The following is a 22,473-nucleotide window of genomic DNA, read 5'->3' on the forward strand; positions in this document are numbered from 1 at the left end:
GTTAGCAGGCAAATTGTGTAGTCAGGTAATTGTCAGTCGCTATTTCTTCAATTTCGAATGTCGCAACAGGGTCTGGTGCAATACTTGCGAGGAAGACTTTGTAGAGAGAGGTCTCGCCATTGTCTTTCCCCCGAAATATTTTTTGTTCTCCTATGTTGGGGTAGGCGGAGCAGGATTTAAGGTCCGATGTGAATTGAATGACAACATAGGACTCATACCAGCTTGTGACGGCGATGCGTACGTCTCCTCCGAGCGCCGTAGATGAACTGCCTTTGTGGACTGAGACGGTCTCCCTTGGCCGTGTCGGCTCGGCGGATGTTGTAGGGGTTCGGGGGGTGGAAGTTGTTGTTTGGGTGGTCGTGGTACTCGTTCTGGCGGTCGGGGCGGGTCCTGCAGAGTCGTGACTGGGAAGTTTTTCGTCAGTCGGGTTTTCGCTGAAATAGATGACTGCGAGGGATGTGACGAGCAAACTGGCGGCGAAGATCCTGCAGGCATATCTTATCCAACGTCGGTGAAATCGACGCGCCACACCGATGGTAAATAGGGCCGCCGCTGAAAGAATCAAGACGAGCACCCTTGCGGGGCCCGTTGATGTCAACCCAGCCAGGGCTACGGCCAGTGCGCCGATCGCCAAGGCGATAGACTCCGCATTCCAATCTCGGGTTGGCCCCTGGGTGTGGCTATCGTTCACGCCGAAATCTTATGCGACATGCGAATTTTTTCCGTTACGGGGCTGGAGTCGGATCGATGCACGTTCGCAGTCTTCGTGGCGGGCTTAAATGCACGTTCGATCTGCGTAGGCGTCGTCCGTCGGGCTGTCGACCCCTCGCGGGTTGCTTATCCCTAAACTGGCGCCTGTGCCAACCCTGTATCTGAGTGGCGACCCTGTTGCGGACGCATTGCTGAGCGCCAGCCCCTTCGCTCTTCTCGTAGGCGCATTGCTCGACCAGCAGATACCAATGGAACATGCATTTGCTGGACCTAAGAAGATCGCCGACCGTCTAAATCGCAATTGTGTTGCCACTTCTCAGCAGATCCCCATGGAAGTCGCGTTCGCCGGCCCGAAGAAGATCGCCGACCGGATGGGCGGCCTGGACCCGCACGAGATCGCCGAGCGCAACGCAGAAGAGTTCGCGGCGCTGTTCGCCGAAAAGCCTGCGGTGCACCGGTTTCCGGGCTCCATGGCGGGCCGTGTCCAAGCCCTGGCCGCAGCGGTGGTCGAGCAGTACGGCGGCGACACGACCGCGTTGTGGACCGCCGGTGATCCCGATGGCGCTGAGGTGCTCAAACGCCTCAAGGCGCTGCCGGGCTTCGGCGAGCAGAAGGCCCGGATCTTTCTTGCGCTGCTCGGCAAGCAGTACGGCGTGACCCCGCCGGGATGGCGGCAGGCCGCCGGCGCCTACGGTGAGCCCGGAACACACTTGTCGATCGCCGACGTCGTCGATGAGGCGTCGCTGCAACAGGTGCGCTCCACCAAGAAGGCCCAGAAGTTGGCGGCGAAAGCCGACCGGGAGAACAAGGGAAAGGCGGCGACGTGAAAACTCACCTGAACTGTCCGTGTGGCGAGGCCATCGTCGGTAAGGACGAGGACGATCTGGTCGACCTGACTCAGAAGCACCTCGCGGATGTGCACCCCGGCATGAGCTACGACCGGGACGCCATCCTCTTCATGGCTTACTGACGACGCCGCCGGGTCCGCCGGCGGGCGACCACCAGCAGGCCTGCGAGCACCGCGATCACCGGCAGCCACGGCAGCAGGAATCCGGTGATCGAGATCAGGCCGTGCGTGAACGACAGCAGGGCGTGCCAACCGTGGCGCACCGATGCCACAAAGCCGGCCGAAGGCGCCTCGAACTCCGACGCCAGCGAAACGGTCAGGGTCGCATAGCTGGTCTGCTCGCCGAGCTGGGCGCGCTGTGCGCGCAGGCTGTCCAGGTCGGCCTGCCGCGACGTCAGCTCCTTCTCGGCCTCCAGCAGATCGGCCGTGGTGGCGGCCGACTTCATGAGGGTGGTCAATCGGTCCACCGACGCCTGGAGGGCCTTGACCCGGGCGTCGAGGTCGACGCGTTGGCTGGTGACGTCGTCGTGTCGCACCGTCAGTGAGGAAGCCTCGCCCAGGCGCTGCGCCCCGTCGAGGAACTCATCGACCTTTGCCGACGGAATGCGCACCGTCAGCGTGGCGGTGCGGGTATTGCCCGGTCCCGTGCTCTGCGTGCGGTCATCGACACGGCCGCCCAAGCTGGTGGCCAGCTCGATCAACTTGTCCGCCGATCCACCGACGTCGCTGACCGTCAGATCCAAGCTGCCGGTGGTGACGATGTCGCGGTCTTGCTGCGGACTCGGCGGGGCCTTGGGGCTCAGGGGCGCGGGCGCCGAAACCGCGTCACCGGCGGTCATCCGTTCCGTCGCCATCTGGTCCGACGGCGCCCGCTGGCCGGCGCAACCGGTGATCGTCAGCAGCAGCATCGCGGCCAGGCCGACCAGCAACGCCCACGGTGTCGACCTGCGGTTGACGGTCATGGGCACCACCCTAACGCTGCTCAGTCCGGGATTCAGGCCGCTGATTCAGCGGCTCAGGGCACCACCGTCGAGCCGATGGTGGGCATGAAGTTGCACTGGTGGGTCTTGGTGCTGACCTGGCCGAAGATGGTTGACATGATGCTGCCCGATCCGGTGTCGACGATCGCGGTGAGCGTGGTCGGACCCTCGGGGTTGATGTCGGTGCGCGGCTGCAGGGTGGCACTGCCGGACTTGCCGGTGGTCAGGTTCACCCACGTCACGTTCAGCGGGAGCTTCTGCATCTCGGCGGGGCCGGGGGTCCCCATCGCGGTGAACACGTAGGCGGTCTGGCCGGGTTTGGGGCCGGGGGTCGGAATCGTGGCGGGGCCGGCCACCGACAGCGCGGTGGCGATGACCGTGCCGCCGTCGTCCTGGCAGTTCTGGCCGATCGAGGGGTACATGAAGTCCTGGGTCGGCGGGGCGTCGGGACCGAAGCCCGCGTTGGCCGTCGGCATCGCGTCGGGTGCGGCAACGGCGGCGGCCGCGGCCTCGGCGAGCTCGGGCGATACCGCCACGGCGTCGGCCGGCGCGGGCAGGGCGTCGGGTGCGCTCACCGCGGCCTGGGGAACCGGCCCAACGGACTTGGCCGGGTCGACACCGCTGGGCAGGTGGGCGACCATCCCGGGTGCTGAACCCGCGGTGGGTACGTGCTCGGGCGGTGCCTGAACGAACTGTGCCACCGTGTCGGCCACCTGCCGGGAGCCTTCGGGGGCGTTGGAGTTTCCGGTAAACGCGGCGGCCGCAGCCATCAGCAGGGAGGTCGCCCCGGCGGGGTCGGCCGCGGCCTGCTGGATCACCGGGTTCAACTGCTCAAGGGCGGGCAGTCCGGGGAATCCCGCGGCGGGCAACGGCAGTGCCGGAATGGCCGGGTCAGCCATCGCTACTCCGCCGGCAGCCCCGAAGACCAGCACAGCCGACGAGCCGGCCGCGACGGCCGCCTTGGCGGCAGTGGCCCGCGTGGCGGTGAACAGCGTCTGGAGGCGCGACATGATTTCCCCAATCGTCGGCGGTGTCGTCTACGAAAACTGAAGCTACGTTGTTACTGATGAGGCTCAAGTGACACGTGTGTCATTTATAGAACCGTTACGGACCCGAACCGCGACAGTGATCTCCGGGGCAGTTCGCTACAGTCGTGCCGGTAGACACCACCCTCGACACCCCGGCCGCACGTTCCTGGGCGACCCGTCTCAGCGCGTGGGCGCCCCTGCTGCTGGTGGCGAGCATCGCGGCGCGACTCGCCTGGACGTATCTGACCCCGCGCGGCGCCAATTTCGTCGACCTCCACGTCTATATCGACGGCGCGGCCGCCCTGGCGCAACCCGGCGCGCTCTATGACTACGTCTACGCCGACCAGACGCCGGACTTCCCGCTGCCCTTCACCTACCCGCCGTTCGCGGCGGTGGTGTTCTATCCGCTGCACTTCCTGCCGTTCGGGCTGGTCGCGTTCCTGTGGCAGATCGGGACCATGGCCGCGCTCTATGGGGTGGTGCGCCTGAGCCAGCGGCTGCTCGGGGGAGCGGCCGCAGACGCCCGCGCCCAGGCCATGCTGTGGACAGCAGTCGGGATCTGGATCGAACCCCTGCGCAGCACCTTCGACTACGGCCAGATCAACGTGATCCTGGCCCTGGCCGTGCTGGCCGCGGTCTGCAGCCGGCGGTGGTGGGTGTCGGGCCTGCTGGTGGGGCTGGCGGCCGGAGTGAAGCTGACACCGGCGATCGCCGGTGTCTACCTGGCCGGGGCCCGACGCTGGGCCGCCGCGGTGTTCTCTGCGGTGGTCTTCGCGGGCACCATCGTGGTGTCGGCATGGGTCACCGGTGACCAGGCCCGCCGCTACTTCACCGAGCTGCTGGGCGATGCCCATCGGGTGGGCCCGATCGGAACGTCGTTCAACCAGTCCTGGCGAGGCGGGATCTCACGCATCGTGGGCCACGACGCCGGCTACAGCCTGCCGGTGCTGATCGCCATCGGCGTCACCGCGGTGCTGGCGGTGCTCGCCTGGCGGGCGCTGAACAGCACGTCCGCCGGGCCCGACCCCTTGGGATCGCTACTTGTGGTCGAGTTGTTCGGGCTGCTGGCCTCGCCAATCTCGTGGACCCACCACTGGGTGTGGCTGCTGCCGCTGATGATCTGGTTGTTGCACGGTCCCTACCGGGACCGGGTCGGCGCGCGGGTACTGGGCTGGGGCTGGCTGGCGCTCACCGTGATCGGCGTGCCCTGGCTGCTGAGCTTCTTCCAGCCGACCATCTGGCAGAACGGCCGCCCCTGGTACCTGGCGTGGGCCGGCCTGGTCTACATCATCGCCGCCCTGGCCACGCTGGCCTGGATGGCGACCACGAGGGTCAGGCCGCCAGCAGCCGATTGATGTCGCCGGCCATCGCCACGTCCTTGTCGGTGATCCCGCCGGCCGAATGCGTCACCAGGACAAACGTGACGGTGCGCCAGCGGATGTCGATATCGGGATGGTGATCGGCGGCCTCGGCGCGCTCGGCGACCCGCCGCACCGCCTCAATACCGGCCGGGAACGACTCAAACGTCACCGTTCGGCGCAGTACGCCGTCGGCGTGCTCCCAGCCGTCCAGGCCGGGCAGTGCCGCGCTCACCTGATCGTCAGTCAACAAAGCCATACCCGACCGTAGGACGGTATAGCCTCACACGCCATGTCCCCGCAGATCGTGGTCGCCGGAGCCGTCATCGCCGACTCGGCGGCCGGGCGCACGGTGCTGATCGCGCAGCGGCGCCGCCCGCCGGAGCTGGCCGGCCGGTGGGAGCTGCCCGGCGGCAAGGTCATGCCCGGGGAGCGCGAACCCGCCGCCGTGATCCGCGAGCTGGGGGAGGAGCTGGGCCTAGATCCCGACGCCATGACGGTGGGGCCGCGCCTGGGTGCCGATGTCGAGCTGAGCCCGGACATGACGTTGCGCGCCTACCTGGTGAGCCTGGCACGCGGCGAGCCCCGGCCCCACGACCACCAGGCGCTGCGCTGGGTGACCGCAGGGCAACTGGAAACGGTCGACTGGGTCCCCGCTGATCGCGCTTGGCTGCCGGAGCTGACACAAGCTCTCGGGTGAAAATGCTCTGTTAATTCTTGCCCCGGGCATCGGTCGCTAAGCGATATACGCCGCTACGCTGGTGCCTCGGGCTGACCGCTACGTCGCAAGGAGGAATCAGCCGATGGGTTCACGACCGCAACGGGGGCGCCGGTGAGGGGCCGTGCAGCGCTGCTGGCCGCGTTGGGGTGCCTGTGCATCGCAGCGCCCGCCCAGGCCGATCCCACCGACGCCGACGCCGCTTTCCTGGGGTCGTTGCGAGCGGCCGGCATCACCTACAACAACGCCGACCAGGCCATCGTCACCGCGAAACTGGTCTGTCAGCTGATCGCCGAGGGCAAGGCCAGCTCTGATGTGCTGGAGGGCCTGAAGTCGCGCAACCCGGGCCTGACGACCGAGCACGGCACGCAGTTCGTCGGGATCGCCGCCCAGTTGTACTGCCCCGACCAGCTGGTGCGCAACGGCTCCGCGGGCACGCCCTAACGAGTCGGAATACAGTGACAGGCGTGCCACTGCCTGACGACGTCTATGCCCGGCTGCTCACATTCCGGACGAAGCTGCGGCGCTTCGAGCGGTGGAGCGCCGACCAGGCGCAGGCGGCCGGACTCACCCCGGCGCAGCACCAATTGCTGCTGGCGATCCGCGGCCACAACGATCTGCGCGGGCCCACCGTCGGCGACATCGCCGAGTACCTGCTGCTGCGCCACCACAGTGCCGGGGAACTGATCCAGCGGGCCGAAGCCGCAGGCCTGGTGGTCCGTGTGCGTGACCGTTCCGACCAGCGGGTGATCCGTCTGCAGCTCACCGAAACGGCCGCCCAGTGCCTGCAATCGTTGACCGAACTGCACCTCAAAGAGCTCGAGAGGTTCTCCACGGAGTCTTCCCTCGGGCTGTGACGTGGCTTTCACGTTTTCGCGATTGACAGGGTGCGCTGGCAGACTCACCCGGTGAACTTTCGTAACGTTGCCATCGTCGCGCACGTCGACCACGGCAAGACGACTCTGGTCGACGCCATGCTCCGCCAGTCCGGCGCCCTCTCGCACCGCGGTGATGACGACAAAGAGCGCATCATGGACTCCGGCGACCTGGAGCGCGAAAAGGGCATCACGATCCTGGCCAAGAACACGGCCGTGCATCGCCACAACCCCGATGGATCCGTCACCGTCATCAATGTGATCGACACCCCGGGCCACGCCGACTTCGGTGGTGAGGTCGAACGCGGCTTGTCCATGGTCGACGGTGTGGTTCTGCTGGTCGATGCCTCCGAAGGCCCCCTGCCGCAGACCAGATTCGTGCTGCGCAAGGCGCTGCAGGCGCACCTACCGGTGATCCTGGTGGTCAACAAGACCGACCGGCCCGACGCGCGGATCGCCGAAGTGGTCGACGCCAGCCACGACCTGCTGCTTGACGTGGCCAGCGACCTCGACGACGAGGCACAGGCCGCAGCAGAGCACGCCCTGGGATTGCCGACGCTGTACGCATCCGGGCGGGCCGGGGTGGCCAGCACCAGCGCCCCCGCCGACGGCCAGATCCCCGACGGCGACAACCTCGACCCGCTGTTCGACGTGCTGCTCGAGCACGTTCCGGCGCCCTCGGGTGACCCGGAGGCGCCGTTGCAGGCGCTGGTCACCAACCTTGACGCTTCGCCGTTCCTGGGCCGGCTCGCCCTGATCCGGGTCTACAACGGCCGCATTCGCAAGGGCCAGCAGGTGGCCTGGATGCGTGAGGTCGACGGCGAACCGGTGACCACCACCGCGAAGATCACCGAGCTGCTGGTCACCGAGGGCGTCGAACGCACCCCGACCGAAGAGGCCAGCGCCGGTGACATCGTCGCCGTCGCCGGGATCAGCGACATCATGATCGGTGACACCCTGGCCGATCTGGCCGAACCGGTGGCGCTGCCGCGGATCACCGTCGACGAACCGGCGATCTCGGTGACCATCGGCACCAACTCCTCGCCGCTGGCGGGCAAGGTCTCCGGGCACAAGCTGACGGCACGGATGGTCAAGTCGCGCCTGGACACCGAGCTGATCGGCAATGTGTCGGTCCGGGTGGTCGACATCGGCCGCCCCGACGCCTGGGAGGTGCAGGGCCGTGGCGAGTTGGCGCTGGCGATCCTCGTCGAGCAGATGCGCCGCGAGGGCTTCGAGCTGACCGTCGGCAAGCCGCAGGTGGTGACCCGCAAGATCGACGGCAAGGTCCACGAGCCGTTCGAGCACCTCACCGTCGACTGCCCCGAGGAATACGTCGGCGCCATCACCCAGCTGGCGGCCGCCCGCAAGGGACGCATGACCGAGATGGCCAACCACACCACCGGCTGGGTCCGGATGGAGTTCATCATCCCCAGCCGCGGTCTGATCGGTTGGCGCACCGACTTCCTCACCGAGACCCGGGGGACCGGTATCGCCAACGCGGTGTTCGAGGGCTACCAGCCGTGGGCCGGTGAGATCCGCGCCCGGCACACCGGATCGCTGGTCTCCGACCGGTCCGGCACCATCACGCCGTTCGCGCTGATCCAGCTGGCCGATCGTGGGCAGTTCTTCGTCGAGCCGGGCCAGGACACCTATCAGGGCATGGTGGTGGGCATCAACCCGCGTGCCGAGGACCTCGACATCAACGTCACCAAGGAGAAGAAGCTCACCAACATGCGGTCGTCGACGGCCGACGTGATGGAGACGCTGGCCCGGCCGATCGAGCTGGACCTGGAGCAGGCCATGGAGTTCTGCGCCGCCGACGAGTGTGTCGAGGTGACCCCCGAGGTGGTGCGGGTCCGCAAGGTCGAGCTGGACTCGACGCTGCGGGCGCGCAGCCGCTCCCGGGCCAAGAACCTTTAGGCCGGGCGCGGCTTTGCGCGCGGCGCGGCGGTTTTCGCACCGCGATCGTCGCCCGGATACCCTGGTGGCCGTGCCAAGAACCGCCCGCCGTGCCCGTGTCACGGCGGGGGCGCTGGCTTCGGCGACGCTGATGCTGGTGTCGGCGTGCACGGTGAATCCGCCCCCGGCGCCGCAGAGCACCGAGACGCCGAAGAGCGTGGCGCCCCCGCCCCAGCGGATCAGCCAGATCATCATGGGCATCGACTCCATCGGTGCGGGCTTCAACCCCCACCTGCGCTCCGACCTGTCCGCGGTCACCGCGGCGATCAGTGCCCTGGTGCTGCCCAGCGCATTTCGGCCGATTCCGGACTCCAGCACCGCCACCGGGTCGCGGTGGGAGATGGACCCGACCCTGTTGGTGTCGGCCAAGGTGACCTCTGAGGCGCCGTTCACGGTGACCTACCGGATCCGCCCCGAGGCGTCCTGGACCGACAACGCGCCTATCGCCGCCGACGACTTCTGGTACCTGTGGCAGCAGATGGTCAGCCAGCCCGGCGTGGTCGATCCGGCCGGCTATGACCTGATCACCGGCGTGCACTCCGTCGAAGGCGGCAAGCAGGTGGTGGTCACCTTCGCCAAGCCCTACCCGGCCTGGCGGGAGCTGTTCAGCAACATCGTTCCGGCGCACATCGTCAAGGACGTGCCTGGCGGTTTCCCGGCCGGCCTGGCGCGGGCGCTGCCGGTCACCGGCGGCCAATTCCGGGTGGAGAACATCGACCCGCAGCGCGACGCGATCCTGCTCGCCCGCAATGACCGCTACTGGGGTCCGCCGGCCAAGCCGGACCTGGTGCTGTTCCGCCGTGCGGGGTCCGCGGCGGCGCTGGCCGACTCCATCCGCAACGGCGACACCCAAGTAGCCCAGGTGCATGGTGGCTCGGCGGCATTCGCCCAGCTGTCGGTGATCCCCAGCGTGCAGACCACCCGGGTGGTCACGCCCCGGGTGATGCAGCTGGCGCTGCGTGCCGCCGAACCCAAGCTGACCGATGTGCGGGTGCGCCGCGCGATCCTGGGCCTTCTCGACGTGGGACTGCTGGCCACGGTGGGGGCCGGCAGTGACAACACCGTCACGCTGGATCAGGCGCAGGTGCGTACCCCCAGTGACCCCGGCTATGTGCCGACCGCCCCGCCGGCGATGTCCGAGGGGGCGGCCCTGGGACTGCTGAAGGCCGCCGGCTACCGGGTTGAGAAGGACGCACCCCCGTCAGCGCTCGTGCCGCCGGCGGGCGGCGCCACCGGCGTGCCCCATCCGCCGGAGGTCACCCGTGGCCGGATCAGCAAGAACGGGGAGCAGCTGTCGCTGGTCATCGGGGTGGCGGCCAACGACCCGACCTCGCAGGCCGTGGCCAACACCGCAGCGGATCAGCTGCGCAATGTCGGCATCGCCGCCACCGTGCTGGCGCTGGACCCGGTGAAGCTCTATCGGGACGCGCTGGCCACCCATCAGGTGGACGCGATCGTCGGCTGGCAGCAGGCCGGCGGCGACCTGGCGACCCTGCTGGCCTCTCGCTACGGCTGCGGCGCGCTGACGCCCCTGGCCGTGCCCACCGCCGAAGGCCCGGTTCCGACGCCGGCGGCTCCGCAGGCCCCGCCAACCTCGGCGCCCGCACCGGCACCGACCACCACCTCGACGGTTCCTGCGCGGCCCGCTCCCGGGGCGCTGGTCCAAGCGCCGTCGAACATCACCGGGGTCTGCGACCACGCCATCCAGGCGGAGATCGATGCGGCCCTGGACGGCAGCAAACCCATCAGCGAAGTGATCGCCGCGGTGGAGCCGCGACTGTGGAACATGGCGACCGTCCTGCCGATTCTGCAGGACACCACGATCGTGGCCGTCGGTCCGAGCGTCACCAACGTCAGCCTGACCGGCGCGGTACCGGTCGGAATCGTGGGCGGGGCCGGAAACTGGGTGAAGTTGCCCTGATTTCTCAGCCGCGACGGACAGGGCCTGGACCTGCTGAGACGGTGGGACTGATGCGGCGTGAACCGGCTGAAAACGTCGAGAACCGGCATTCACTGAAGTCTTGCGCACAGACAATTCTTGGGTAAGATTAAGCAACCTGCGCGCTGATCGACGGAGGGGGCTTGCCCGTGGAGTACATCGCTCACCGCTTCGCCATTGTGGCCGCCGCAGCGCTGACTGTCGGCGGCCTCGTCGCAGCGCTCACGTCGATGGTCCCTTCCCCGCCTGATGTTCAGATCCGCGACTTCGACCTCGCGGCGGCGAACATCGACCTGAGTCCGACACTCGACATCGTCGAGAACCATGTGCGACCGGACTATGTGGGCAGTGGCAGCGCCGACGGTCCGCACATCGACCTGGGCGACCTACTCTTCGGCGGCGGTGACGACGCCCTCGGTGCCGGCTCGGCGTTCAACGCAGGCGACATCAGCGACGCGCTGCTGAATCAGTTGGCGGGAGGCAACTTCGGTCCCCAGGAGCTGCCGTCGGGGGTGCCCTCCATTCCCGGCCTGGGCGGTGTACAACTGCCCACCGGCAGCCTGTTCCCGGGCGGTACCGAACAGGCGATCAACGCCGCAGCCGCTGACGCGGTAACCAACTTCGGCCTTTTCCTGCAAGGGCTTCCCGACCCGCAGCAGATGCTCAGCACCGCCGTGATCACGGCACAGTTGGGCTTCAACACCGCGCTTGTGGCAGCACAGCAGGCCGCGGTCGATCGGCTCTTCGGCGACAGTCCCCAGATCAATGACGCCGTGAACTGGATCTTCAGCGTCAACAACACGGTGCTGGCGCAGAACGAGGAAGCGTTCAACAACCTGTTCGGCATCAGCTTCGACCCCAGGGAGAGCCTGCTGGGCCACTTCGACCCGCAGATCATCGAGGCCGACTGGGCCACCATGCTGGGGTTCAACACCGACGACTTCAACGAGATCGTCGAGGCCATCCAGTCCGACAACCTCGTGCTGTTGCTGGGCAGCATCGACTGGGAAGACCTGTTCAGCGGCCTGTTCTGACCGACCCGAGGGCCCCAGGTCACTTCGCCGGTGTGGCGGTAGGGTTCTGGCGTGTCCGCTCGGATTCCGCGACTGCTGTTCGTGCATGCCCACCCCGACGACGAAACCCTGACCACCGGGGCCACCATTGCCCACTACGCCGCCCGCGGCGCCGACGTGCACGTGGTGACCTGCACGTTGGGCGAAGAAGGCGAGGTCATCGGAGAACGGTGGGCGCACCTGACGGTGGATCAGGCCGACCAACTGGGGGGCTACCGCATCGGTGAGCTGACCGCGGCACTGCATGCGTTGGGGGCCCGTCCGCCGCGATTCCTCGGTGGGGCAGGGCGCTGGCGCGACTCCGGCATGACGGGCACCCCGGCGCGACGACAGCAGCGGTTCATCGACGCCGACGACGCCGAGACCGTCGCTGAGCTGGCGGCCGTGATCCGGCGGCTGCGCCCACACGTGGTGGTCAGCTACGACCCCAGTGGCGGCTACGGACACCCCGACCACGTGCACGCCCACCGGGTGACCACTGCGGCGGTGGACGCCGCAGCAGCCGATGCCGGCGGTACCGATGTCGGCTGGGCCACGCCCAAGTTCTATTGGACCGTCAGTTCCGGCAGTGCCCGGAAAGCCGCCCTGCGGGAACTGAAGGATGCCGACCTCCTGCCGCACTGGACGCTGCCGGCCGGTGGTCCCGACTCGGCAGCGATCGGGGACTTCCCCGATCACCAGATCGATGCGGTGATCGAGGCGGCCGGGTCACGTGCCGCCAAGACCGCGGCCATGGGCGCCCACGCCACCCAGATCACCGTCGGACCCACCGGACGGGCGTTCGCGCTGTCCAACAACGTCGCCCAGCCGGTCCTGGACAGCGAGCACTATGTGCTGGCAGGCGGCACGCCGGGACCGCGCGACGCCCGGGGCTGGGAAACCGATCTGCTGGCCGGACTTCAGCTCGGTGACGAGGGCCACAGGGTAGGCTCCTGACGGAGCACGATCCTCGATGTAGCAAGGGCTAGGTGGTTTAGGCATGGATCCCGATCTGGACCCGAACTTGGAGCACTGGCAGTGGTGGCTCGACAGCTTCCAGTGGATGGTCGGTTCGATGGTCAGCCAGCTGGAGAGCATCCCCACTTGAGCCCGGTCGCGTCGCTCACCGAGCCCGCGATGCCTACCGATACGCCGAGCCCGGCGTTCCACTTCGCCGTCCTGGCCCTGCTGGTCGTCGACGGCGTGCTGTGCGCCGTGGCCACCGCGTTGATGTTGCCCGCACACATCGGCGCGGTGCCCTTTCCCCTCAGCGCACTGATCGGGGGCCTGGTCAACGCCGGCCTGGTATGGGTGGCAGACCGCTGTACGACCTCGCTGCGGTTGGCCGCACTGCCGCTGTGGTCCTGGTTGTTGACCATCGCCGTGATGACCTTGGGCGGCCCGGGCGATGACCTGATCTTCGCCGACCGCGGTGTGATGGCCTACGGCGTGCTGCTGATGATCGTGCTCGGCAGTGCGCCACCCGGCTGGGTGCTGTGGCGACGTCGCGAAGAGCTGGCCGCACTGTCGGCGACCGGGAGACCCTGAGCGGCTTCGCCGCGCGGCGTGCGCTCGCGGGCGTGATCGGCGCGGCGGCTACTGTGGCGCTTATGGCATGCGCGAGATTCCGGGTGCGGGTGGCGCGCGGATGACGAACCCGTCGGCACTGCGCCGGGTATTGCGACGGGCCCGCGACGGCGTGCTCCTGAACCCCGACGAGACCGCCATCGCGATGACCGCGCGGGGCGACGACCTGGCAGATCTGTGCGCCAGCGCCGCCCGGGTCCGTGATGCCGGACTGGTGTCCGGTGGCCGGCGCGGGCCGGGCGGCCGGCTGCCGGTCAGCTACTCGCGCAAGGTGTTCATCCCGGTGACCCACCTGTGCCGCGACACCTGCCATTACTGCACCTTTGTCACCGTCCCCGGTGTGCTGCGCGCCCAGGGCAAACAGATGTACCTGGGGCCCGACGAGATTCTCGACATCGCGCGCCGCGGAGCCGAGTTGGGCTGCAAGGAGGCGCTGTTCACCCTGGGGGACCGGCCCGAGGAGCGCTGGCCGCAGGCGCGGCAGTGGCTCGATGAAAGCGGCTACGACAGCACGCTGGCCTACGTGCGCGCCATGGCCATCCGGGTGCTGGAGGAGACGGGCCTGCTGCCGCATCTGAACCCCGGGGTGATGAGCTGGTCGGAGATGTCTCGGCTCAAGCCGGTGGCGCCGTCGATGGGCATGATGCTCGAGACCACCTCGCGGCGGCTGTTCGAGACCAAAGGCCTGGCCCACTACGGAAGTCCCGACAAGGACCCAGTGGTGCGCCTGCGCACACTGGCCGACGCCGGCCGGCTCTCGATCCCGTTCACCACCGGCCTGTTGGTGGGCATCGGCGAAACGCTCGAGGAACGCTCCGACACCCTGCATGCGATTCGCAAGGTGCACAAGGAGTTCGGGCACATCCAAGAAGTCATCGTGCAGAACTTCCGGGCCAAGGAGCACACCGCGATGGCATCCGTGCCGGACACGGGGTTCGAGGACTTCCTGGCCACGGTGGCAGCCACCCGTCTGGTGTTGGGTCCCAAAATGCGGGTGCAGGCGCCACCCAACTTGGTGTCGGCCGACGAATGCCTGGCGCTGATCGGCGCCGGAGTGGACGACTGGGGCGGGGTGTCGCCGCTGACCCCCGATCACGTCAACCCCGAGCGGCCCTGGCCGGCGCTGGATGACCTGGCCGCCGTCACCGAGCAGGCCGGCTACGACCTGGTGCAGCGGCTGACCGCTCAGCCCGACTATGTGCAGGCCGGCGCTGCCTGGATCGATCCGCGGGTGCGCCCGCACGTGGAGGCCCTGGCCGACCCGGACACCGGCTGGGCGCGCGACATCAACCCCGTCGGCCTGGCCTGGCAAGAGCCCGACGAGGTGCAGTCGGCGGGGCGGATCGATCTGCACACCGCGATCGACGTCGACGGCCGGGCCACCGACACCCGCAGTGATCTGGGCAGCGCATTCGGGGACTGGGAGTCGATCCGCGAGCAGATCCACCAATTGGCGGCGCGCGCACCCGAACGCGTCGACACCGATGTGCTCGCGGCGCTGCGTTCCGCCGAGCGCGACCCGGGCGGCTGCACTGACGCCGAGTATCTGGCATTGGCCACCGCGGATGGCCCGGCCATGGATGCTGTTGCCGCACTGGCTGATTCACTGCGGCGCGACGCCGTCGGCGATGACGTCACCTACGTGGTCAACCGCAACATCAACTTCACCAACATCTGTTACGTCGGCTGCCGGTTCTGTGCGTTCGCGCAGCGCAAGGGCGACGCCGATGCGTTCTCGCTGTCGAATGCCGAAGTCGGCGAACGTGCCTACGAGGCACACCTGGCCGGTGCGACCGAGGTGTGCATGCAGGGCGGGATCGACCCGGAGCTGCCGGTCACCGGTTACGCCGACCTGGTCCGGGCGGTCAAGGCCCGGGTGCCGTCGATGCACGTGCATGCCTTCTCGCCGATGGAGATCACCAACGGGGTGTCCAAGAGCGGCTTGAGTGTTCGCGAGTGGCTGATCAGCCTGCGCGAGGCAGGTCTGGGTAGCATCCCAGGCACCGCCGCGGAGATCCTGGACGATGAGATCCGCTGGGTACTGACCAAGGGCAAACTGCCCACCTCCATGTGGGTCGAGGTGGTCAGCACCGCCCACGAGGTGGGCCTGAGGTCCAGTTCGACGATGATGTACGGCCACATCGACTCGCCCCGGCACTGGATCGGGCACATGCGGGTGCTGCGCGATATCCAGGACCGCACAGGCGGTTTCACCGAGTTCGTGCCGCTTCCGTTCGTGCACCAGAGTTCGCCGCTGTACCTGGCCGGGGGAGCGCGGCCGGGTCCGAGCCATCGGGATAACCGGGCCGTGCATGCGTTGGCGCGCATCATGCTGCATGGACGCATCCCCAACATCCAGACCAGCTGGGTCAAACTCGGCATCGAGCGCACCCAGGTGATGCTCAACGGGGGAGCCAACGACCTGGGCGGCACGCTGATGGAGGAGACCATCTCCCGGATGGCCGGCTCCGAGCACGGGTCGGCCAAGACCATCGCCGAGCTGACGACCATCGCCGAGGGCATCGGTCGCCCGGCCCGCCAGCGCAGCACCGACTACGCGCCGCTGCCGGTCTGACTTACTGCGCTTTCAGCGCGGCTTCTCCCGCTTAGCAGGAGAAGCCGCGCCGAAATGGCCGGAGATCAGGCGGCAGGCGGACCCGACCAGCCGTTAGAGCCGGCGGTACCGGTCGCGCCGTTGGCACCGTTGCGGCCCAATGCACCGACGCTGCCCTTATAGCCGCCCGAGGGTATATCACCCGCGGCGCCTCTGGCTCCGCCGTTTCCGCCGGCTCCGCCGGTTCCCCCTACGCCGCCCGTGCCGCCTTCACCGTGCGCGCCATCGTTGCCGGCGCCGAGGGCGATGCCGCCTGCACCGCCGGCGCCGCCTGCGCCGCCTGCGCCGCCGTCCCCACCGGTTCCGCCGTCCCCACCGTCCCCGCCGTTGCCGCTGATGGAGCAGCCGCAGATTCCCCTGCCGCTACCGCCGGTGCCGCCGTTGCCGCCGTTTCCGCCGCTGTCGCCGTTTCCACCTGCGGCGCCGTTTCCGCCGGCTCCGCCGGTGCCGCCGTCGCCGCGGATCACACCGCCGGCTCCACCGGTCCCTCCGGATCCGCCCGCCCCTCCAGCCGTTCCGGCGGCACCGTCTCCGCCCGCGCCGCCGTTTCCGCCGTAGCCGCCGGTGTTACCGATATTGCTGGTGGGATAACTCAGTGTCAGGGCGAACCCGCCCCTGCCGCCGTTGCCGCCGTTTCCGCCGGCACCGCCGTCACCGCCGTTGCCGCCGTCACCGCCGGTACCGAAATCGCTGCCCTGGTCACCACCGTTGCCTCCGGCGCCACCGTTGCCGCCCGCGCCACCGTTGCCGCCGTCTCCGCCATCCCCGCCGTGGGCAGTGCTGCCATAGTTAACGGTGTCGGCGAGGGCATCGCCGCCACGGCCACCGATGCCGCCGTTGGCGTGGTCGGCGCCGTTTCCGCCGTCACCGCCGTTGCCGCCATTGATGGTGCCAGGCCAGAACTGGGTCATTTCTCCGGCTCCGCCGTTGCCGCCGTCGCCGCCGCGTTGGCCGACGGTGCTGCCGTTGGCACCGCCTGTGCCGCTTGAGTCATCTCCACTACCGTCGGGCGCGCCGTTCAACTTGCCGTTGGTCCCTCGTGTGGCGGCGCCGGTCTGGTTGAAGGCGGGATTGACTCCGTCGGTGCCTGCTGAGCCGTTTCCGCCGGTGCCGCCGTTGCCTCCGTTGCCGATGTTGCCGCCGGCGCCGCCGTTGCCGGCGTTTCCGCCGGTGCCGCCGTTGCCGGTTTGGGCTGGGTTGAGGGTGGTGAGGTAGCCGTTGCCGCCTGCGCCGCCGTTTCCGCCGTTGCCGCTGAGGGCGTTGGCGGTTCCGCCGTAGAGGCCGGCTGCGCCGGTGGTGCCGGTGGTGGTGCCGTGGCCGCCTTGGCCGCCGATGCCGATGGCTCCGGCGTTGCCCCCGGTGCCGCCTGCGCCGCCGTTGCCGCCTTGGGTGGTTGCGTCGCCGGCGGCTCCTCCGTTGCCGGCGTTTCCGCCGGTGCCACTGTTTCCGCCGGCTCCGCCGTTGCCGCCGTTTCCGTCAGCGGCTGCGGGGCGTAGTCCGAGGATTCCGGTCCGCCCGCCGGCTCCGCCGTTGCCGCCGGCGCCGCCGTTTCCGCCGGCTCCGCCGATGCCGCCGTTACCGCCGATGCCCCCGTTTCCGCCGGTGGCGGTCACGGTGCTGTCGACGGTGGTGCCATCGGGGGTGGTTCCTGCGGCCAGGCCGCCTGCGCCACCGGTTCCGCCGTCACCGCCTGCGGTGCCTGCGCCGCCGGCACCTCCGGCGCCTCCGATGCCACCGATACCGGCGGAGCCGAAGATTCCGGAGCGGCCTCCGGCGCCACCGTCACCGCCGGCGCGACCGGCGAAGCCCGATAGGCCGTTGCCGCCGTTTCCGCCGTTGCCTCCGTCACCGCCGGTTGCGGTGCCGCCGCTGATGGCGGTGGCTGCCCCGCCTGCGGCGCCGTTGCCGCCGGCCGCCCCGGTTGCCCCGTTGCCACCGGATCCGCCGGCACCGCCGAGGGCAGCGGTGAGACCGTCGTTGCTGAGGCTGTCTTGGCCCAGGCCGCCGTGACCGCCGGCTTGGGCGCCGAGTTCGCTGAGCGCGCCGTCGGCGCCGTTGCCACCGGCCAGGCCCGCTGTGTTGAGGGCGGGCAGCAGTCCGCCGTCGGTGCCGTCGGCGGCCCGCCCGTCGAGGACGGGTGCGATGGCGTCGGCGCCCCGGCCCCCGGCGCCGCCGGCACCGCCGGTGCCGCCGGCACCGAACCAGAATCCGCTGGCCCCGCCGTCGCCGCCGGCACCTCCGGCCCCGCCGAGGCCATCGATACCGTCGAATCCGGCCCCGCCGGCCCCGCCGGTGCCGCCGTTGCCCAAAAGCCAGCCGCCTGCGCCGCCGTTGCCACCGATCCCGCCGGCTATCGCGGCATCAAGGCTGTCCAGGCCGGCCCCGCCGGCACCACCGTTGCCGATCCAGCCGGCGTCGCCGCCATCGGCGCCGGCTGCTCCCAGGCCGCCGTTGCCGAACAGGAAGCCGCCGTCACCGAGGTCGCCGAAGATCCCCGAGCTACCAAAGAGCGAGTCGTTGGTTCCGGTGAATTCGTCGATGCCGTTGCCGAGAAGTTCGCGGCCGAACAGGTACACGAATGGGTCATTGACCGCTGAGACGACTTGGGCGATAAATGGATTGGCCAGCGCGGCCTGGCCCGAGTTGATGACGGTCTCCACCAGCCACTGATCGATATCGGTGGTCAGAGCGCTGCCGGCGGCGATCCCCGCCAAGGGATCAGCCCAGTTCAGATCCAGGCTGTCCCAGCCCGCCGAATCCCACCAGGGTGTTGAGTCCCAGCTCGATGCCGACCACACGCTCGGATCGAACAGATCGGACAACCAATCGAATTCATCTGCTTGGGCTGGCGGGGCTACCGCCGACCCCAAAGCCAAAAACGCGCCCACCCCCACCGCAGCGGAACCGCGCCGGGCACTCCCACGCGCACCAACCCACCCAACGCTGGGACTACCCTTCACGCCCTGCCGACGCGCCATCACACCGCTCCTATCTGGATCTGCTGACTAAAACTTGAGTAAAAGGCCCTGCATGCCATGACATGCAGGGCCTTTCGGGTGCCCGCGGGATCAGCCTCCGGGCTGACCGTTGGAGCCTGAGGAACCGGCCGCGCCCTGGCTGCCGGCCGCGCCGGCAGTTCCGGCCGTGCCGAAAATGCCGCCCGTGACCACCGTTCCGGCCGCGCCCGCTGCACCGCCGGTGCCGCCGCTTCCGCCGGTGCCGCCGCTTCCGCCGGTGCCCGCGTCGCCGCCCGTGCCGTCATCGCCCGAACCGAGCGCTTTGCCGCCCGCTCCGCCGTTGCCGCCCGACCCACCGGTGCCACCTGAGCCGCCGGTGCCAGCGTTGCCGCCGTTGCCGCCGTTGCCGCTGGTACTGCCGGAAAGCTGGCCGGCCCCGCCGTTGCCGCCGTTGCCGCCATTGCCACCGACATCGCCGGTGCCGCCGGTGCCGCCAGTTCCACCCGCGCCGCCGAGTCCACCGTTGCCACTGATCGTGCCGCCGTTGCCGCCGGCGCCGCCGACCCCTCCGGAGCCGCCGCTCTGGCCGGCCGCGCCAGTGCCGCCGGTGCCGCCGGTGCCACCGTTACCGGCGACGCTGAAACCGGGGTTCTCGACGCTGTTCCCGATCGCGCCGCCGGCGCCGCCGTTTCCGCCCTTGGCCCCGGCGCCGCCGTCACCGCCATCGCCGCCGTCGCCACCGAAGCCGCGGTTGGCGATCGTCGACGTCGTGCCGACGCCGCCGCCGGTACCGCCGTTGCCGCCGGCGCCTCCGTCACCGCCATTGCCGCCTTGGCCCCCATCGCCGCCGTTGGCGGTGACGATTCCCGAGTTCCTTCCAGCGGCGACGCCGCCGTTGCCACCATTGCCACCGTTGGCGAGGTCGCCGCCGTTGCCGCCGTTGCCGCCGTTGCCGGCGTTGGTGCTGGTGAGGGTGCCGCCGGTGACGAAGGCGCCCTGGCCGTTGCCGCCGTTGCCGCCGCCCTGGCCCACGGTGCTGCCGTTGGTGGCGTTGCCACCATTGACGCCCGTGCCGCTGGAACTGCTGCTCGATTGGCTGGTTCCGTTCGCGGCAGTGCTGGTCTGGTTGGCGATCGGGTTGACGCCGTTAGCGCCGGTACCGCCGTTGCCGCCGAGGCCGCCGTTGCCGCCGTTGCCGATGATTCCCGCGTTACCCCCGGCCCCGCCAGCGCCGCCATCGGCGCCCGGTGCGGAGGCATCGGAGCCGTTGCCGCCATCACCGCCATTGCCACCGGTGGCCTGTGCACCGTCGGCGCCCGCGGTGCCGCCGGCGCCACCGGCGCCTCCGGTGCCTGCCGCCCCAGCGGTCCCGCCGATGCCTGCAGAGCCGCGGTCACCGCCGTTTCCGCCGCGGCCACCGTCGAGGTTGTTGGTGTCGCCGTCGGCGCCCGTACCGCCGTTGCCGGCATTGCCGGCATTGCCCGCGTCGGCGCCGTTCCCGCCGTTGCCGTTGGTGCCTTGGGCGCCGTGGGCCGCGATTCCGGCGTTGCCGCCGGCGCCGCCGGCGCCACCGTTTCCACCGGCACCGCCGTCGCCGCCATCGTGGCCGGCGCCGTCGTCGACCCCAGCCACGCCGGCCGCACCGGTGCGGCCGTGGCCACCGTTGCCGCCGGTAGCGCCGTTGCCGCCAGCGCCACCGCTGCCGGCATTTCCGGCCAGCGAGCCGCCGTTGCCGCCGTGGCCACCGGCACCGCCGTTGCCGCCGTTGCCGCCGTTAGTACCGGACTCACCGAAATCGACACCGTCGAGCCCGTTGGCTCCGGTCGCGGCGTTTCCGCCGGTGCCGCCGTTGCCTCCGTTGCCGATGTTGCCGCCGGCGCCGCCGTTGCCGGCGTTTCCGCCGGTGCCGCCGTTGCCGGTTTGGGCTGGGTTGAGGGTGGTGAGGTAGCCGTTGCCGCCTGCGCCGCCGTTTCCGCCGTTGCCGCTGAGGGCGTTGGCGGTTCCGCCGTAGAGGCCGGCTGCGCCGGTGGTGCCGGTGGTGGTGCCGTGGCCGCCTTGGCCGCCGATGCCGATGGCTCCGGCGTTGCCCCCGGTGCCGCCTGCGCCGCCGTTGCCGCCTTGGGTGGTTGCGTCGCCGGCGGCTCCTCCGTTGCCGGCGTTTCCGCCGGTGCCACTGTTTCCGCCGGCTCCGCCGTTGCCGCCGTTTCCGTCAGCGGCTGCGGGGCGTAGTCCGAGGATTCCGGTCCGCCCGCCGGCTCCGCCGTTGCCGCCGGCGCCGCCGTTTCCGCCGGCTCCGCCGATGCCGCCGTTACCGCCGATGCCCCCGTTTCCGCCGGTGGCGGTCACGGTGCTGTCGACGGTGGTGCCATCGGGGGTGGTTCCTGCGGCCAGGCCGCCTGCGCCACCGGTTCCGCCGTCACCGCCTGCGGTGCCTGCGCCGCCGGCACCTCCGGCGCCTCCGATGCCACCGATACCGGCGGAGCCGAAGATTCCGGAGCGGCCTCCGGCGCCACCGTCACCGCCGGCGCCACCGGCGAAGCCCGATAGGCCGTTGCCGCCGTTTCCGCCGTTGCCTCCGTCACCGCCGGTTGCGGTGCCGCCGCTGATGGCGGTGGCTGCCCCGCCTGCGGCGCCGTTGCCGCCGGCCGCCCCGGTTGCCCCGTTGCCACCGGATCCGCCGGCACCGCCGAGGGCAGCGGTGAGACCGTCGTTGCTGAGGCTGTCTTGGCCCAGGCCGCCGTGACCGCCGGCTTGGGCGCCGAGTTCGCTGAGCGCGCCGTCGGCGCCGTTGCCACCGGCCAGGCCCGCTGTGTTGAGGGCGGGCAGCAGTCCGCCGTCGGTGCCGTCGGCGGCCCGCCCGTCGAGGACGGGTGCGATGGCGTCGGCGCCCCGGCCCCCGGCGCCGCCGGCACCGCCGGTGCCGCCGGCACCGAACCAGAATCCGCTGGCCCCGCCGTCGCCGCCGGCACCTCCGGCCCCGCCGAGGCCATCGATACCGTCGAATCCGGCCCCGCCGGCCCCGCCGGTGCCGCCGTTGCCCAAAAGCCAGCCGCCTGCGCCGCCGTTGCCACCGATCCCGCCGGCTATCGCGGCATCAAGGCTGTCCAGGCCGGCCCCGCCGGCACCACCGTTGCCGATCCAGCCGGCGTCGCCGCCATCGGCGCCGGCTGCTCCCAGGCCGCCGTTGCCGAACAGGAAGCCGCCGTCACCGAGGTCGCCGAAGATCCCCGAGCTACCAAAGAGCGAGTCGTTGGTTCCGGTGAATTCGTCGATGCCGTTGCCGAGAAGTTCGCGGCCGAACAGGTACACGAATGGGTCATTGACCGCTGAGACGACTTGGGCGATAAATGGATTGGCCAGCGCGGCCTGGCCCGAGTTGATGACGGTCTCCACCAGCCACTGATCGATATCGGTGGTCAGAGCGCTGCCGGCGGCGATCCCCGCCAAGGGATCAGCCCAGTTCAGATCCAGGCTGTCCCAGCCCGCCGAATCCCACCAGGGTGTTGAGTCCCAGCTCGATGCCGACCACACGCTCGGATCGAACAGATCGGACAACCAATCGAATTCATCTGCTTGGGCTGGCGGGGCTACCGCCGACCCCAAAGCCAAAAACGCGCCCACCCCCACCGCAGCGGAACCGCGCCGGGCACTCCCACGCGCACCAACCCACCCAACGCTGGGACTACCCTTCACGCCCTGCCGACGCGCCATCACACCGCTCCCTCCGAGCTGCAAAACCGCAAACCAACCTGAGAACACCTCAAGTTGCGCTAAGGGAACCTGACGCCCAAATCCGTGTCCACCCAATGCATCACCATGAGCGAAATGCGCAGGACTCGGTCAGAGGG

At 69.7% G+C, this 22,473-nt stretch carries 18 protein-coding genes; 12 read left to right on the forward strand and 6 right to left on the reverse strand.

The window, feature by feature from the left end:
- Position 1 precedes the first annotated feature (1 nt).
- Positions 2-691 (reverse strand): hypothetical protein, encoded by a 690-nt coding sequence (locus BST15_RS21730; RefSeq protein WP_131701216.1) that lies wholly within the window; start codon positions 689-691, stop codon positions 2-4.
- Positions 692-857: 166 nt separating this feature from the next.
- Here BST15_RS21730 and BST15_RS11950 point away from each other — a divergent pair, with 166 nt between their 5' ends.
- Together BST15_RS11950 and BST15_RS11955 are read left to right on the forward strand one after the other, a co-directional pair.
- Positions 858-1,538, forward strand: coding sequence for an HhH-GPD-type base excision DNA repair protein (locus tag BST15_RS11950; RefSeq protein ID WP_083070966.1), 681 nt, complete (start codon positions 858-860; stop codon positions 1,536-1,538).
- Entirely contained in the window at positions 1,535-1,681 is a 147-nt protein-coding gene (locus BST15_RS11955) for a DUF1059 domain-containing protein (RefSeq protein WP_083070967.1), read from the forward strand. Before BST15_RS11950 ends, BST15_RS11955 begins: the two co-directional genes overlap by 4 nt.
- On the opposite strand, the gene BST15_RS11960 is transcribed toward BST15_RS11955, so the two are convergent.
- Positions 1,675-2,520, reverse strand: a complete 846-nt coding sequence (locus BST15_RS11960) for a DUF4349 domain-containing protein (RefSeq protein WP_131701215.1) — start codon at positions 2,518-2,520, stop codon at positions 1,675-1,677. The two genes, BST15_RS11955 and BST15_RS11960, sit on opposite strands and share 7 nt — an antisense overlap.
- Before the next feature lie 53 nt (positions 2,521-2,573).
- Positions 2,574-3,548 carry an Rv1157c family protein gene (locus BST15_RS11965; protein WP_109370859.1) on the reverse strand — a complete coding sequence of 325 codons (975 nt, stop codon included), beginning with the start codon at positions 3,546-3,548 and terminating at the stop codon, positions 2,574-2,576.
- A gap of 143 nt (positions 3,549-3,691) precedes the next feature.
- Between BST15_RS11965 and BST15_RS11970 the strand changes: the two genes are divergently transcribed.
- Positions 3,692-4,921 (forward strand): mannosyltransferase, encoded by a 1,230-nt coding sequence (locus tag BST15_RS11970; RefSeq protein WP_046686460.1) that lies wholly within the window; start codon positions 3,692-3,694, stop codon positions 4,919-4,921.
- Here BST15_RS11970 and BST15_RS11975 read toward each other — a convergent pair.
- Positions 4,899-5,183 (reverse strand): 4a-hydroxytetrahydrobiopterin dehydratase, encoded by a 285-nt coding sequence (locus BST15_RS11975; protein ID WP_046189855.1) that lies wholly within the window; start codon positions 5,181-5,183, stop codon positions 4,899-4,901. The two genes, BST15_RS11970 and BST15_RS11975, sit on opposite strands and share 23 nt — an antisense overlap.
- 33 nt (positions 5,184-5,216) lie before the next feature.
- Here BST15_RS11975 and BST15_RS11980 point away from each other — a divergent pair, with 33 nt between their 5' ends.
- The 9 genes from BST15_RS11980 (at position 5,217) to BST15_RS12020 (ending at position 15,629) form a co-directional block, all read left to right on the forward strand.
- The gene (locus BST15_RS11980) at positions 5,217-5,624 is read left to right on the forward strand and encodes a (deoxy)nucleoside triphosphate pyrophosphohydrolase (RefSeq protein ID WP_046189854.1); all 408 of its coding nucleotides are present in this window, start codon (positions 5,217-5,219) and stop codon (positions 5,622-5,624) included.
- 132 nt (positions 5,625-5,756) lie between these two features.
- Complete coding sequence (locus BST15_RS11985) at positions 5,757-6,086, forward strand: DUF732 domain-containing protein (RefSeq protein WP_046189853.1); 330 nt, start codon at positions 5,757-5,759, stop codon at positions 6,084-6,086.
- Between the two features lie 23 nt (positions 6,087-6,109).
- The gene (locus tag BST15_RS11990; protein ID WP_083070968.1) at positions 6,110-6,499 is read left to right on the forward strand and encodes a MarR family winged helix-turn-helix transcriptional regulator; all 390 of its coding nucleotides are present in this window, start codon (positions 6,110-6,112) and stop codon (positions 6,497-6,499) included.
- Positions 6,500-6,550: 51 nt separating this feature from the next.
- Positions 6,551-8,437: a translational GTPase TypA gene (gene typA / locus BST15_RS11995; protein WP_046189851.1), complete on the forward strand. Its 1,887-nt coding sequence runs from the start codon at positions 6,551-6,553 to the stop codon at positions 8,435-8,437.
- 130 nt (positions 8,438-8,567) lie between these two features.
- Complete coding sequence (locus BST15_RS12000; RefSeq protein WP_207572050.1) at positions 8,568-10,397, forward strand: ABC transporter family substrate-binding protein; 1,830 nt, start codon at positions 8,568-8,570, stop codon at positions 10,395-10,397.
- A 167-nt stretch (positions 10,398-10,564) separates the two neighbouring features.
- Complete coding sequence (locus tag BST15_RS12005) at positions 10,565-11,449, forward strand: hypothetical protein (RefSeq protein WP_052751540.1); 885 nt, start codon at positions 10,565-10,567, stop codon at positions 11,447-11,449.
- 51 nt (positions 11,450-11,500) lie between these two features.
- Entirely contained in the window at positions 11,501-12,424 is a 924-nt protein-coding gene (mshB, locus tag BST15_RS12010; protein ID WP_046191347.1) for an N-acetyl-1-D-myo-inositol-2-amino-2-deoxy-alpha-D-glucopyranoside deacetylase, read from the forward strand.
- 180 nt (positions 12,425-12,604) lie between these two features.
- Positions 12,605-13,015, forward strand: a complete 411-nt coding sequence (locus BST15_RS12015; RefSeq protein ID WP_052734836.1) for a hypothetical protein — start codon at positions 12,605-12,607, stop codon at positions 13,013-13,015.
- 67 nt (positions 13,016-13,082) lie between these two features.
- The gene (locus tag BST15_RS12020; RefSeq protein WP_082103988.1) at positions 13,083-15,629 is read left to right on the forward strand and encodes a bifunctional FO biosynthesis protein CofGH; all 2,547 of its coding nucleotides are present in this window, start codon (positions 13,083-13,085) and stop codon (positions 15,627-15,629) included.
- Between the two features lie 65 nt (positions 15,630-15,694).
- On the opposite strand, the gene BST15_RS23065 is transcribed toward BST15_RS12020, so the two are convergent.
- Positions 15,695-18,490 carry a PE family protein gene (locus BST15_RS23065; protein ID WP_165757119.1) on the reverse strand — a complete coding sequence of 932 codons (2,796 nt, stop codon included), beginning with the start codon at positions 18,488-18,490 and terminating at the stop codon, positions 15,695-15,697.
- A 246-nt stretch (positions 18,491-18,736) separates the two neighbouring features.
- Positions 18,737-22,180 carry a PE family protein gene (locus BST15_RS21345; protein WP_109560229.1) on the reverse strand — a complete coding sequence of 1,148 codons (3,444 nt, stop codon included), beginning with the start codon at positions 22,178-22,180 and terminating at the stop codon, positions 18,737-18,739.
- Positions 22,181-22,473: the final 293 nt, after the last annotated feature.

It is taken from the genome of Mycolicibacter arupensis (genome assembly GCF_002086515.1).
In the GTDB taxonomy this organism is placed as follows: Bacteria; Actinomycetota; Actinomycetes; order Mycobacteriales; family Mycobacteriaceae; genus Mycobacterium; species Mycobacterium arupense.